This is a genomic window from Micromonospora yongxingensis (genome assembly GCF_052601155.1).
This window is the reverse complement of record NZ_JBQXEO010000005.1, coordinates 278,368-292,342: the sequence shown is the minus strand read 5'-3', so window position 1 is coordinate 292,342 and position 13,975 is coordinate 278,368. Positions and strand designations below refer to the sequence as shown.

The window sequence follows — 13,975 nt, the reverse complement described above, 5'->3', positions numbered from 1 at the left end:
ACTGCCGCGGCTGCCGGGGATGAACAACAGGTCACCCGGTCGCAGGTCCCGGTAGTCGCCGACGGCGGTGCCGGCGTGGACCTGCTCGCTGGTGGTGCGGGGAATGCCGATACCGGCGGCCCGGTAGGCCTGCTGGATGAGTGATGAGCAGTCGCACTGGCGCGCCGGGATGCCGGAGTGCGCGGCGGTGCAGTCCCCGCCGAAGGTGTAGGGGGTGCCGAGCTGGGCCAGGGCCCAGCCGATCGCGGTGACCACCGGCAGCGGCGTGCCCGCAGGCAGGGAGAACCCGGATGGCAGGGAGACCGGTTCGCCGCCGAACTGGCCGTCACCGCCGTCGACCAGGCACAGCGGGTTGCTCATCGCCTGCTCCAGATCGCCTGCGATCGGGCCGGCCGCGGCGCCGCCGGTCAGCAGGCGGACCATGGCGATCGCGTCGTCTTCCCACTTGGCGTAGGCGCCGGGAAAGGCGGAGCGCTGCACCGCCTGCGCGGCGTCGGTCAACGGCATGGCCTGCCAGCCGTCGACCGTGAGCAGCGTGGTGTAGAACTTCCGGGCGGCGAAGCGGGGATCCTGGAGCTGGGCGGGTGTGCCCCAACCCTGGGATGGGCGCTGCTGGAACAGCCCGACCGAGTCCCGGTTCCCGCCGGGCAGGTTCCGCAGGGTGGACTCCTGCATGGCAGTGGCCAGGGCGATGACCCAGCCGCGGGGCGGGACCCCGCGCTCGGCGCCGACGGCGACGATGGTGGCGCCGTTGCCGACCTGCTCGCTGCTCCATGCGCCGACGCCGTTAGCTGGTGGGGACAGGCTGATGCTGGGCAGTTGCGGCTGTCCGTCGGGGCCGACGGCGCTGTAGCAGCCGGCGGAGGCGGTGCTGCCGCCGGTGAACAAGGCGCCGACGCCGGCGGCGCACAGCACGAGCAGGGCGACCACGCCCGCGCTGATGGCGCCGAGGGCACGCGCGCTCATCGGGGCACCCCCGGCGTGGGGACGCAGCAGGGATGTGCGGCCCCGGGGGGTGCGATGGCGCCTTCTGCCCGGTACTGGGCGGAGGGCTTCGGGGCGGCGCAGGCGTCGAGGTGGTAGCGGGCGGCAGGTTCGCCGTCGTCGGTGTGCACGGCGATCGCGTCGGCGGCGGGGTCGATGAGGTAGATCCATGCCGCGTCGAGGTGCGCGGCCTGCGACAGCGGGAAGACGCTGACCGGTTCCGGCGCCTCGACCGTGCCGTCCGGCGACGTGGCGGCCAGGGTCATGCCGACCCCGGCAACCGGGTGCTGCCCCGCGAACCCGGACGTGGCGGCGTCGGTGATCGTCGGGTCGAGGTACTCCCAGTCGTGGGCGAGGACCGCGGCGACGAGAACGTGGGTGTCGCGGCGGGCGTGGCCCGCCCAGGTGCCGGCGAGCGCGGGGATGACGGCGGCGGGATAGCCGTCGAAGAGCACGAACCGGGCGTGGACGAGGTGTGGCTGGTGGGGGTCGGCGGTGCCGACGTAGCAGCGGCTGCTCACGAGCAACTCCTTCGACAGTGTTCAGGGCAGGACGAGGCGGACGCGGGCCACATCCGGGCCGCGCCGATGCGCACGCGGTGGGGGATGGGTGGGCCGGGTCGGGCATTGCGCGCAAGGCCACGCGACGCGGCGGCTGCGTGGCCTTGCGCGGATGAGGGCCGGTAGAGCGGCTTTTTGTTGTAGGCCGCCCGGCCGGTAGCCGGGCACCCGGTCGGCGCGGGTCGGGTTAGGTCAGGTGGACTGCTGGGGCCACCGGGTGACCCGCTGGGCGCCGGTCGCTTCAGCCAGGGCGGTCAGGTAGTCGTGCCAGCTGGTGAGCCAGCGGGCGGGCAGGGTGGGGTCGAACTGCCGGGCGGTCACGTCAACGATCTGCCAGCCGGTGGGGTCGCCACCGGGTTCGGCGAGCAGGACCGTGCGATGGATGAAGGCGACGACGCCGGCCTGCTCGTCGGCCCAGCCGGCCACGTCGAGCACCTGCGCGGGATAGCCGAGCTGCCGCAGCCGTTCGGCGGTGGCGGGCGCCCAGGTGAGGCAGTCCCCGTCGGCCGGTGCCGGCGGGGCAGGCAGCTCCCGCACGACGGCGGGCAACCGCCGTGCGGAGATCTTCGGGTGCAGGCGGTGGATCGCCCGCCTGGCCTTCGGGTCCGGGTCGTCGATGCCGGCCATGCCGTGCTCGGCGGCCTCCGTACCGGAGCCGAACAGCGGCACGGGGGAGACGTAGTCGCGGGTCGCGGTGACCTCGTCCGGGTCCATGCCGTGCAGGGCGGCCAGCCGCAGGGCGAGGAGGTTGTCGGTGTCGTGGCAGCCTGCCCAGCCCGCGCACACCCGCCCGTCGGCCTGGTGGCACAGGAACAGCCCGCCCGGTTGCAGTGCCGTGGGCGCGTCGTAGGCGGGCAGCTTGGCGTACTCGGAGGCGTCCCACACGCCGGAGGGCACGTCGCGGCGGTAGGGGCAGGTCCCGCATGGGGCCTTCGCCGGGCCGCGGGTGCCGTCCCGCTGGCCGCTCACCGCGGCCGGTGCGTCCATGTCCGCTTGCGTGCTCGCCGGCTGCTGCCGTGGTTCGGGCTTGGCGCGCCAGCCGAAGACCGGGTCGCTGGTTTCCACGGATCCGCAGCGGGTGCATCGGGCGTAGCTGTCCTGGCCGTAGCCGGCCATGGACGGCGTCTCGTCCTGGAAGACCTCGTTGACGGCTCCGCAGATCCGGCAGCGGATGGACGCCCCGTCCGGGCCGGACACCTCGAAGATCGGCTCCTGCTGTTCGCTGTTGCGCCACGGCTCGAAGCGGGTCACGGCAGGGTCCTTCCGGTGAGGCGGGCGGTAGCGGCGAGGAGCGCGGCCAGTCCGGGCCCGGTCGCGGGAGTGTTCGCGGCGGCGGGGGTTTCGTCGACCGCGAGGAGGGGGTGGTCCTCGCCGGACAGGTGGGTGAGCTGGTAGACGCGGCCGTCGGTGTCGACGGCGTCGACGCGGCGCGCCTGCCGGGGCCTGCCGGCGACGGTGAGGATGTCGTCGTAGAGGGCGGCCCAGGCCAGGAGCCGGGCGTCGGGGGCGGTGTCGCGGATCAGCCCGATGATGGTGTCGAGGGTGGCCCGATATGGCATGGCGGCGTTGCGGTGTGGGTGGTCGAGGCCGGTGGCGAGGCGGTGCAGCAGTGCGGGCAGGCCGGCGGGTTCGGTGAGCAGGTCGTCGGGATGCAGCGGGAACTCGACGCTGCGCATCGCGCGCAGCTTCGCCGGACAGCCGCCGTGCAGGGGCCGGTCGTGGATCAGCAGCAGCGTCGCGGGGCGACCCCAGCCGAGGACGTCGGCGTCAGCGTTCGTGGCGAGCAGGCAGCCGGCGAGAGTGTGGACAGCGGGGAAGGACAGCACGATCGTCTCCCTTCGTGTGGAGGCGGAATAGGAAGGGACCCCGCAGCCGGCGGCTGCGGGGTCCCCGGTGCATGCGGAGCGGGATGAGGTTCAGTGCTGGTGGTGTCGGTCGCGGCTGCGCCCGTAGTCGGGTGGTCCGGTGAGCGCGCTGTGGCCCCACACGCCGAGGCCGAGGCGCTTGGCCTGGTACATGGCCTGGTCGGCCTCGGCGAGGACCTGCCGTGGGCTCACGCCGAGCCGCAGGAGGGTGTAGCCGACGGACGCGTGGACGTCAATGGTGTCGCCGTTGTCGAGGCGGATGGGCGCGCCGCCGATGCTGTGCCAGGCGGCGCGGGACACGGCGGCCACGTCGTCGCGGTCGCCGCGCACGAGCAGCGCGAACTCGTCGCCGGACAGCCGCGCGGCGATCTCGACGGCAGCGTCGAGGCCCGCGAGGAGCCGCCCGACGTGGGCGAGTAGGACGTTGCCGGTGTCGTGGCCGAAGGTGTCGTTGACCGTCTTGAACCCGTCGAGGTCGAGCAGCACCAGCCCGAAGGTGCCGTAATGGTTGAGGGCGGCGCGCAGCCGGGTGAGCAGGAGCCGCCGGTTGGGCAGGCCGGTGATCTCGTCGTGGGTGGCGTCGTAGCGGGCCGCGTCGAGGGCGTGGTGTTGGCGCCACAGTAGGGCGCCGGCGAGGGCGAGGCCGGCGAGGATCCCGCCGACGGTGGTGACGATCGTGTGCAGGATGGGAGACACTGGTGTCGCTCCTTTTCTCGGAAGGAGCACCGGGGGCGGGCGTGAGTCACCAAACTTCGACGCCTGCCCTCGGGCTACAGGGGACAGACGCCGGTCACTGGCCGCTGGTGGGGGCGAGCTGGAAGGTGGCCGGGCGTTCCACGGTTTGGATGACCTTCCCGGCGATGACGAGCTTGGCCAGGGCGTTGGCGGCCGCTCCCGCGCTGGCCTTCGCCGCACCCGTGCCGGCGTTCGCGGCGTCGACCAGCCTGCACAGCTCGCCAACCTTGTACTGCCGGTCCGGGTGGGCTTCGAGAACGTCCAGAACCGCCCCCCGCAGCGACCCGCCGACTCGCCGCGCATTGGCCGGTCGGGCCTCGGCCTGCGGTGTCTCAACGATCTCGCCACCGTTCGGCTCCAGATCCCGGGTCAGGTCGGCCGAGGGTTTACCGGCGCTGTCGATATCAGCGGAAGTGGGCGTGGCGGCGTCGTCGGTTGGCGACGCGACGGGCTCGACCTCCACCGCCGGCTCGTTGTGGTCGCCGTCCCCTGCCTGCTGATCATCGGGCGCTGCGGCCGGCGGGCAGTCCCCGTTGCCGCTGCGCTCGTCCAGCGTCTCCAGCTCAACGCTGGGGTGGGGCTCACCGGGGTCGGCAGGACGTTGCCCGCCGGATTCGCCGGTCGTGGCGGTGGCGGCGCGGCCGGCAGCGGTCAGCCGCCACAGCGCGCGCCCGTCGTCGGTGCGCAACCGCTCCACCTGCCCCGAGCCTTCCCAGGCGCGCAGCTTCGGGGTGGTCGTGGAATAGCCGAGCCCTGCGTGCTCCGCAACTGCCGTCGCGGTGGCCTCGCCGAGTTCGGCGAGCGCGGCCAGCACTTTGATCATGCTGTGCGCGGGGACGGGCTCCTGTGACGTGTCGGTCATCGGCGTGTCCTTTCTCGTGAGTAGTGGCGCCGGGTTGAGGGCCGTGCACTGATCCACGCTTCGAGCGGGGCGGTGATCAAGTGCAAGGACCGGATCTCGGGACGCCGGACGTCTCTCGCCTGGCTGCCGGCTCGCCTCTATCGGCCGACAACCAGCGCGGTTGAGCACGTGCGTGCAGGGCATCCCAGGCACGGCCGTGCGGCCGCGGGCGGGAGTGCCCGGCAGCGCGGGTGGCCGGGCAAAGGCCAGGTCGTGCGGGCGTCAGGCGTCAGCAGGGGGTGTCCGCCGGCTCGTGTGCGGGCCGTCGGAGGCGATGGAGAGGATCTGGCGAGCGCGACCGGCCAGCGCGGTCAAGCCCAGACGCATCCGGGATCGGGCCGGCATCCGGGTGGATTCGCTGTCGTGCCAGAACCACAGGTGGGCGCCGACGCTGTAGTAGCCGTCGCGGTCGGGATAGCAGCGGTCGACCACATCGAGGCGGATCCGGTCGCCGGTGTCGTACTCCTCGAGCAGGAGGAGCGTGCTCCCGTTGAAGCGCAGCCGCGGGTACTCCCCGGGCATGCTGTCGAACCGCCACGGGCCGTCGAGGTCCGCGGCGATGCGTCGGGCGGTGGGCGCGTCGAAGCGGCAAACAAGACCGTCGTTGGCGGTGGTGTAACCGTCGGCGACCAGCGCGGGGTAGCCCCAGTCGCCGACCCGCGACGAGGTGACCATCCGGGGACGCCACCGGGCCTCGGGTGCGGCGATGTCGTCGCGGTGGTCCAGGACCTGCACGCTGCCGGCGTGCAGGACCTCGCCGGGGCGAGTGTGGGGGTGGAGGAGCAGCCAGTGGTGGTCGAGGTCCCGCCCGCCGCGCAGGACGTCGATCAGCCGCCGGCGGTTGGAGTCTTGATGTCGCAGGGGCAGGAAGGCGCTGAAGGTCGGGGTGGGGGTGCGGGCGACGGTGGGGCGCCACGAAGCGCTGTGGACGCTCTGGTGCTCGCCGTGTGCGTCATGCCATGCGGGGATGCCGTTGGAGCGCAGCACGCCGGTGCCGGTGGTGTAGGTCAGGGTCAGTGCCGGCCCGTTGGATCCGCCGGCAGCGGCTTGGGCGCCGGTGAGGCGGTGGGTGGGGCAGGCGAGGGCGTGTTCTGCCAGGGGCAGGACGTCCTCCAGTCGGAACCACAGTCGGGTGGACATCAGCTTGGGTGCCTTCTGTCGATGGGGCGGGAAGAGGAACAGAGCGGCCTGTCGCAGGCCGAGCTGGGTGGGCACCCCGAGCCCGGGGTGCCCGGCGTGCTGTGTGTTCTCGCGCAGCGGCTATCGGCTCCCAGCCGGCAGTCGTAGAGGGGGCGATCGTGATGCGGTGTGCCGTGCGTCTGCGGCGTGGGGCGCTGTCTGCCGGTACGTGGCCGGCGGCTGCGCCAGCGCCCTTTGAAGGGGGCCCGGACGTGTCGCAGGATCGTGTTCCTCGCCCCTGGGCCCCGGTTCGGGCGGTGTGCGGGCCTCAGCCTGCTGCTTCAGCTGAGAGCAGCGGTGAGACGGCGGCGGTCAGCGGTGCGGGCAGGACCGGTGTTGCGCGCCGACGCAGCGGGGTGATCGGCGGGCAGCGCACGGGGTGAGCGGGTGTTACAGGGCGACGGCGATCAGCCGCTGGCTGGGCTCGACGGTGTCGAGGTAGCGCAGGGCCTGCTCGAGGTAGGTCACCCGGTGGGTGAGGGCGTCGCTGGCTGGGGACAGCTTGCGGCCGTCGGCGGTGAGCAGGGCGTCGCCGGCGATGGCGCTGGTGGCGCTGTAGTCCTGGTAGGCCATCTGGCCTGCCTGGTACATCTCCAGCTCTCCGACGCTCGGCTGTCCGGTGCCGGGGCTGGCGGCGGCGTGCATCCGCATCGCGTTCACGCGGGGTTGTGCGTGGAAGTCCGCCGCGGCGGCGTGGAGGGTGTACCTGTCGGGGTCGGCGAGGTGGCGGGCTTCGAACACCGGCCACGGGGTGGCCGGGCGGGTGCCGTGCACGGTCTGCTGCCAGATCTGGTAGCGGATGCCGGCGCCGACACCCGCGGCGTGGCGCATGCCTTGCAGGTCGAGCAGCTTGACCGGCCCACCGGCGCAGGCCGGCGGGCGGCCCTTGCGCAGGCCGACCATCTGGTGCCGCTGCCACAGACGCAGCGCGGGGACAGCCCAGAACAGCGGCTGCAGGGTGCCGGTGACACCGAAGTGCTCATCGAGGTGGTGGGCGGTGAGCGCCTCGGCAGGCAGTTCGTCGGGCAGGCACACGATGATCGTCTGGATGGTGGGGGCCGGCGTGACGGTTGGCCGTGGTGCGTTTGGGGTTGCCCGGGTGGGGGTCGGCCTGGTCGCCGGGGTCGTGGTGGCCTTGGCGGGGGCCGGCTTCGCCGGGAGGGCGGGCACGCGGCTGCCGTGACGGGTCAGCGCAGTGCCGTTGACGGTGTTGGCCATCGGTGAGGACCTCCTTCGTGCGGGCGCGCTGCGGGCGCGCAGGACGACCGGCCCACCGGGTACATGGGTCGGGTCAGGGAGTAAGAGACGAGGTGCTGCAGGTGGTGCGGTTGGTTGGTGCGACCGTCAGTGTCGCCGCGCGGTGCGCGTGCCGACCGGCCGGAGAGGCGGGTGGGCGTCGTGCACCGGTGGGTGCGGCGAGGGATCCCTGAGGTGGGACCGAACCGGGTGGAGCGATATGAGTGTGGTGTTGCCGACGAAGGTAGCGGCCGGCTCTCACAGCGCCTGCCGAGCGAATGTGCGCGGCGCAGGGGTGGTGACCTGCGCTGTGAGAGGTTTCGGCCCGCCGTGAGTGGGTGGATGCCGGTGGCGCTGTGAGAAGCGCCGGCACTCACAGATGATCTTGTTGTCTGACAGACACGGTTGGTGACGGCGTTCCTCGCAGCGGCGAACACGTCGCCGCAGGCCTCTGACCTGCCCCGTGAGGGTCTCGCCCGGAGGCCGCCTTCTTGTCGGGTCGGACCCGGGGCACGGGGTCCATGCGGGCCGCGGCTGGGTTGCCTGCCGCGGGACATCCCAGGTGCGGGTCGCTGGGCTTACGGCTCGTCGTCTGGGGCGGGGTCGCCGAGTCCGGCCAGGTCGATCAGGCGCCGTGGGGCGTCGCTGTCGCCGTGTACGAGCCACACCGCCTCGGCCGGGCTGGTCTCGTCGTCGATGCTGTCGCGGGCGGCGGTGGCCACCGGCACCCCGAGGCGTGCCTGGGCCAGCAGCTGGTGCAGGTGCCGTTCGCGGGCGGCGGTGGGCAGCCAGAACAGCACCGGCCAGGCGGGGCCGCCCTCGGCGACGTGCGCGCCGTACCCCGTCAGTTTCTTCAGGAGCACCCGGTGCCGCTCGCCGCCGGAGTCGTGTTCGAGGAAGAACGCCACCCGCCGGCCGTCCTGGGCGAACACGCCGTGTCCGTCGGGCCGGACGGGCGAAACCAGGGCGGTGCGGAACGTGCCCGGTTGCGCGCAGCGCTGCGCCGACCACCACCGTTCGAGCCTTGCCTCTGGTCGGCTGCGGGCGTAGCCGGCCAGGTCGGTGAAGAACTGGTTGACGCCCAGGTCGTGGTCCAGGGTGCGGCTGGTGGCGATGCGGCGAAGCGCGTCGACCGTTATACCGCGCCGTGGCGGCGGCTCACCGCGGCTGGCTGCGACGAACTCCGCGCCCAGCTGGTCGAGCACGTAGTGCCAGGGGAACGATCCGCCGCCGGGGCGCAGCGGCCGGAACCCGTCCACCAGGGCCAGCCGGTGCAGTCTCAGCAGGCGGCGTTGAGCGAAGTCCAGCGACCCGAACAGCGCGTGAGCGATCTGGAAGGTCGTGAGGACGCGGTGGTCGGCCAGCCAGTCCAGCAGGAGCTGGTCACGGTCGGTGAGCTGGGCGCGGACACGCAGGACGCGGTCGCCGCTAGCACGCATGGTGACCACCCCTACAGGAGGAGACCCGGAGGGTCATTCCGGTCGGCGCCGTGGTTGCCGCACACCGGGGTGGTGCTGCGCCTTCGGCGGTGCGCAGCCGTGGGTGTGGGTGTCCGTCTGAAGACCGACCAGGACACCGACCCCAGCACCCGCTGCGGCACCGACGCCAAGCCCTCCCCGGCGCCACCGGCGCCCCACCCGGCTTTGACAGAGCCCGGAGACCACGCGAGGCTGGAAACCTGCCGCTTGCGCAGTTACCATCCGCCGTCCCGCCGCGACTACCTGCGGCGCAAGGGGAGCTGGTTCGCGGTGCCCGTGTGTCGGGCGGGTCCGATTCGTGGTGCATGGTCGGGTGGACCAGCGTCCCGAGCGGGCCGACGGCCCGGAGGTGCCGCGCGTCGCCGTCGTTGATGTCGACAAACCGGCTGACCGCCTCGGTTAGGTGCGGGGTAGCCGGGCGCAGCCGGGCGGATCGGGCTGAGGAAATCAGGGTTCGGGTGGTCTGGCCGGTCGGAGGCAGGTGGTGCCGTGTGGGCCAGGCTGAGATCTGACGGTAGCGCAGGATGCGCCTGCACGATTGGTCGAGATGGTCGCGCGTGCGTGACCTGAACACGAGGGAACTCCCTGAGGGGTAGGAAAGCCGATCCCTCCTGTCGGAGGGTGTCGGGACCTGGCGGCGACTGGTGGTCTCCGGTCCGTCTGCGGCGCTGACAGGCGCCCCGCTTGGGGACCTCGCAGCGCCGACCATGGGTGGTACCCGGCAGGGTCAGGGTTTGCTGGCCATGCCGCGGGTGCCTCTAGCGGTGCTGCGAGCGTCCTTTCCAGAGCGGGAGTACTGCTCGACGAGGGCGTCCATGGCGCTGGTGTCTTGCACAGGCACCGACGCCGCCGCGACCTGCCGGATAGCGGTGGCTTCCCCGACCACGGGCTTGGGTGGGCGAGTGCGCATCGTGAACGCCGCGGTCTGCCGGCCGTCAGCGACGAGACGGGCGACCGCGGTGTAGGCATCCAGGTGGGCCAGGTCATGCTCGTCGAGCTCGGGCAGGGTGTGCCGGGCCAGGACGCGGGCGTCTTCCGGCGCGCAGGAGAAATACACCTTGTTGCGGGCGTTCGCGGACGCGGCGGCGAGCAGGTCACGCGGGAACTGCGCCAGGTCCTGGTGGGACAGGACCAGGGACAGCCGGTACTTACGGGCCTCGGCGAGCATCGAGTCGAGGCTGTTGGCGAGGGTGAGGAAGTTGTGCGCCTCGTCGATGATCAACGTGGCGTCGCGCCGCTTCTCCGGGGCGATCTTCGCCCGGGCGATGGCCGCCTGCCACACCTGCGCGAGGACGAAGGAGCCGAGCAGCTTGCTCGTGTCCTCCCCGAGGGTGCCCTTCGGGATGCGGACCAGCAGAACTCCGCCGTCGAGGACCTCGCCCATGTCGAAACTGGAATGGGGGTAGCGCATGGTGCGCTTGACGAAGTCCCGTAGGAGGAACGCCCGCAGGCGGGCAAGGACAGGTCCGATGACCTGGGAGCGCAGGGCGGGGTTGAGCTCGTCGTACCACTGCCAGAACCCGGACAGCCCGGCCGGATCCTCAAGGTCGACGGTCATCGCCGAGCGGTACTGCGCCGAGTTCAACAACGGTGGAATGTGTTGGAGGGTGACATTGGCGTGACGCAGCAGGGTCAGGCAGGCCACCCGCATCACGTCGTCCATCCGCGGCCCCCACGCCTTGGCGAAGATGTTCCCGAAGATCGACACCAGGTTGTCGACCACGAGGTCGGGGTCGTCCCCGGACAGCGGGTTGAGCGTCGGCGGGTTGGGCTGGTCCGGGTCGAACAACACCACCCGGTCCGCCACGGACACGGGAAGCCGGTCGAGGATGTCCAGGACCATGTCCCCGTGCGGGTCAATCACCACCGTGCCCCGGCCGGCGATGATGTCATCGACGGCCATGTTGACCAGCAGCGTCGTCTTCCCGGAACCGGTCGACCCGACCACGTGCATGTGGTATCTGGCATCGGGCACTGACAGCGCCACGCCGTGGCCGCCGACCTCGGCGTCGCCGAGCACCTTCACGCCGCGCCCACCGGTGGGCACCGCGACCGGCGCGGGCATCGGCTTCGCCCGGGCCCGGTCCAGGCCGGGCACCGCCAGGTCCTGCGGCAGCGCGGCGAGCGCGGCCAGCTCCGGAGTCGAGGTGAGGAACCCCGCTCCGAGGCGGCGACCGGCCAGGACCGCGACCGGCGACGGCATGCGAGCCCGGTGGCCGAGTCGGTTGCGGCCGGCGTAGACGGCGAAGCTGGAGGCGACCGCGTTCGCCACGGCCCGCAGGCGACCCCGCGGGTCAGAGCCGCTTCGCTGGCTGTCCTTCGCCACCGCGTAGCGGATGCCGGTCTGCCACAGCGGGTGTGAGGTCTTGTCCAGGATCGCCCGCACATCGCGCTGCACCCCCGGATCGCGGCGGGCCGCGGGCTGGGCACCGCGGCCCGCGCCGCCGGTGCGCCCCGGCAGGAACAGCTCGATCAGCCACAGCAACGGTGCCGCCGGATTGACCGCAGCGACGGCGGTCTTGCCGTCGCGCATCCGTCCGGCCGCCCGCCGCGCCCTGGCGGCGCGCCGCGGCGTGGCGGGGCGGGCCAGGACCTGCACGCAGGCGTGCTCGTCGGCCTTGAGCTGCGAACCGGCGGACATCAGCGCCCGCAACGGGTCGTTGTCATGGTCGGTGGCGAAGGGAAACCACTCGGCGGCGGTGGGCAGCAGATGCCCGCCCACCGCCGAGCGCACCTGCAGCGGGATCGGCGGCGACGCGTCGTCGGTGCTCGTGGCCGCACCCTGCCACGCGGCCCGCACCGCCGCCTCCGCCGCCCCCACCGGCACCGTGCCCGGCACCCACAGCGATATCAGCAGCCGCCGGCCGGTCCACGTGTACTGCCACACCACGTGTGGGCTGCCGTAGAGCAGGCGCCGACGCCGCGACGGGGTGAGTATGCCGGCGAGGTTGGCCCACAGGGCGGCGGCGCCGTGCGGGTCCACCTCGGGCGGCGGGGCGATCGTCACGACGCGGGCGCGGTCGGCGTGCCGGCGGTGCCGCCACACCTCGAGCAGGTTGCGCGCCGCGACGTAGACGACCACCGCGGCGGCGGCCACCGCGAGCAGCCACGGCCGCTGTACCGCCCACCCGCCGACGTCAACGATCCACCCGCCGGGCCCGGTCGGGGGTGCCACGAACTCGGCGCCCGGCCCGGAAGGGCTGGGCGCCGGTGTCGGTGCGCTCAGGATGATGGTGTCTGGGGGTCTCACAGGTGGTCCTCCTCGTCGTCGAGGTCGGCCAGGTCCGCCGGCCGGGTCGTGCACAGCAGGTGCTCCCTGTCGGAGGAGATGGCTTCCAAGCTGCTGCGGTTGGTGCCGGAGATGACCAGGCCTTGTCCGACGCCGGCGGCGAGGAGCAGCCGCCGTTCCCCGGCGGTGAGGCCGAACGCGTCGCCGATCGCGTCGATGGCCTGTGGGGCCTGCTTGAGCAGCACCTGGGTGGCGGCGTTGGCGACCACGGCATGGCCGAGGTCGGTGCCCAGGACGTCGGCGACGTCCTGGGTGATGACGGTCAGCCCGGCGTGGCGCTTGCGGGCGGCTTTGGACATGCGGAACAGGAACCGGGCGCCTTCGCCGTCTCGCATGAGCAGCCACGCCTCGTCGACCACGACGAGCCGGCGGGTGGACAGCCGTGCCCGGCCGGGCGCGTCAACGTCGCGCCAGATGGAGTCGAGGGCGAGCAGCGTGCCGACGGTGCGCAGTTCATCGGGCAGATGCCGCAGGGACCACACGACCAGGTGCCCGTCGGGGCGGGTGGTGGTCGGCCCGTTGAACAGGTCGGAGAAGGACCCTTCTACCCAGGGGGCGAGCCGGGCGGCGAGCTGCTGCGCCGCGGTGTCGGCGTCGGCGCGCAGGGTCGCGGCGAGGTCGCGCAGCAGCGGAGCCGGCCGGTGGTGCGTGGCCGGATCGGCGGTGATGCCGGCCTGCCGGTAGACGGCCAGGATCGCCCGGTCCAACGCGGCGCGTTCAGCCGGCGGCGGCTGCTGCCCCAACAGCACGCCGATCAGTGTGTGCAGGAACAAGCCGCGGCGGGTCAGGACGTCCGGGCGGGTGTCCCCAGCCGGCAGGTCGAGCGGGTTGACCTTCACCCCCGCGACGCCGAGGCGCACGATGGCCCCGCCGACAGCGTCGGCCAGGCGCAGGTATTCGTCCTCGGGGTCGATGACGGCGATGTGCACCCCGTCGTAGAGGTTGCGCAGGATCTCCAGCTTGACGAAGTAGCTTTTCCCGGCGCCGGAGCGGGCCAGGACAACGGAGTTGTGGTTCTCCTGCGCCCACCGGTCCCACCACACGACGCCGCCGGAGTCCGGGTTGACGCCGTAGAGCACCCCGCCCTCCGCTGGCGGATCGCCGGGCAGCGGCGCCGGCAGGTCAGCGCTGGCGAGGGGGAACGCGGCGGCCAGGGCCTGGGTGTCCATGGTGCGCCGCATCTGCAGGGAGTCCGTCGCCAGGGGCAGGGTGGTGGTCCACCCGGCGAAATGCCGCCACGTCGCGGGCTGGACCTCGATCAGGGTGGACGCGGCGGCGGCCCGGACCTGCGCGCACGCGTCGAGGAGCTCGGCCTCCGTGCGGGCGTGCACGGTCAGGTACAGCCCGACCCGGAACAGCTTCGCCGCTCCGCGTGCGAGACGTTCGGCGAGATCAGCGGCGTCGTCGGCGGCGGCCTCCACATACGGGTCAGCAAGCTTGCCCCGCTCACTATCGGCCCGTCGGCTCGACTCGAACCGGGCGCGCTGGTCGCGTAGCCGCGACGCCGCCACAGGCGCCGGCAGCGGGTCGATGTGCAGGGCCAGGTCGAGCCGGCCCGGCCAGGACAGCAGCGGCTCCAGCCAGGCCGGGCCGACCTCGGCCGGGTAGCCGGTGACCACGAGGGTGGCGGCGTAGCCGTCACCCACTCGTAGCATCCGCGGGGTGACCTCCACCGAGGCCGGGGCGACCGTCGCCGCCACACCCCCCGCGGCGCGCATCGCCAACGCGTCCGCCCGTCGTCGAGCCGT

Annotated in this window: 11 protein-coding genes; all 11 read right to left on the bottom strand. The window is 72.8% G+C overall.

Going from position 1 to position 13,975, the window contains the following annotated elements; translation table 11 throughout:
- A partial coding sequence (locus ACTWLT_RS09890) for a C40 family peptidase (protein WP_445318039.1) occupies window positions 1-966 on the bottom strand: 966 nt, incomplete at its 3' end.
- Complete coding sequence (locus ACTWLT_RS09885) at window positions 963-1,505, bottom strand: hypothetical protein (protein WP_445318038.1); 543 nt, start codon at window positions 1,503-1,505, stop codon at window positions 963-965. The genes ACTWLT_RS09885 and ACTWLT_RS09890, both read right to left, overlap by 4 nt.
- Window positions 1,506-1,736: 231 nt before the next feature.
- On the bottom strand, window positions 1,737-2,795 hold the full coding sequence (locus tag ACTWLT_RS09880) for a DUF6283 family protein (RefSeq protein WP_445318037.1): 1,059 nt from the start codon (window positions 2,793-2,795) through the stop codon (window positions 1,737-1,739).
- Complete coding sequence (locus tag ACTWLT_RS09875) at window positions 2,792-3,370, bottom strand: hypothetical protein (protein WP_445318036.1); 579 nt, start codon at window positions 3,368-3,370, stop codon at window positions 2,792-2,794. Before ACTWLT_RS09875 ends, ACTWLT_RS09880 begins: the two co-directional genes overlap by 4 nt.
- Window positions 3,371-3,460: 90 nt before the next feature.
- On the bottom strand, window positions 3,461-4,105 hold the full coding sequence (locus ACTWLT_RS09870) for a GGDEF domain-containing protein (RefSeq protein ID WP_445318035.1): 645 nt from the start codon (window positions 4,103-4,105) through the stop codon (window positions 3,461-3,463).
- A 94-nt stretch (window positions 4,106-4,199) separates the two neighbouring features.
- On the bottom strand, window positions 4,200-5,006 hold the full coding sequence (locus ACTWLT_RS09865) for a MarR family transcriptional regulator (protein ID WP_445318034.1): 807 nt from the start codon (window positions 5,004-5,006) through the stop codon (window positions 4,200-4,202).
- 261 nt (window positions 5,007-5,267) lie between these two features.
- Window positions 5,268-6,185 (bottom strand): hypothetical protein, encoded by a 918-nt coding sequence (locus ACTWLT_RS09860; RefSeq protein WP_445318033.1) that lies wholly within the window; start codon window positions 6,183-6,185, stop codon window positions 5,268-5,270.
- A 429-nt stretch (window positions 6,186-6,614) separates the two neighbouring features.
- Entirely contained in the window at window positions 6,615-7,442 is an 828-nt protein-coding gene (locus ACTWLT_RS09855; protein ID WP_445318032.1) for a hypothetical protein, read from the bottom strand.
- 596 nt (window positions 7,443-8,038) lie between these two features.
- Entirely contained in the window at window positions 8,039-8,899 is an 861-nt protein-coding gene (locus ACTWLT_RS09850) for a replication-relaxation family protein (RefSeq protein WP_445318031.1), read from the bottom strand.
- Between the two features lie 766 nt (window positions 8,900-9,665).
- On the bottom strand, window positions 9,666-12,113 hold the full coding sequence (locus ACTWLT_RS09845) for a type IV secretory system conjugative DNA transfer family protein (protein ID WP_445318047.1): 2,448 nt from the start codon (window positions 12,111-12,113) through the stop codon (window positions 9,666-9,668).
- Window positions 12,114-12,184: 71 nt separating this feature from the next.
- On the bottom strand, window positions 12,185-13,945 hold the full coding sequence (locus ACTWLT_RS09840; protein WP_445318046.1) for a VirB4 family type IV secretion system protein: 1,761 nt from the start codon (window positions 13,943-13,945) through the stop codon (window positions 12,185-12,187).
- Between the last annotated feature and the right edge of the window lie 30 nt (window positions 13,946-13,975).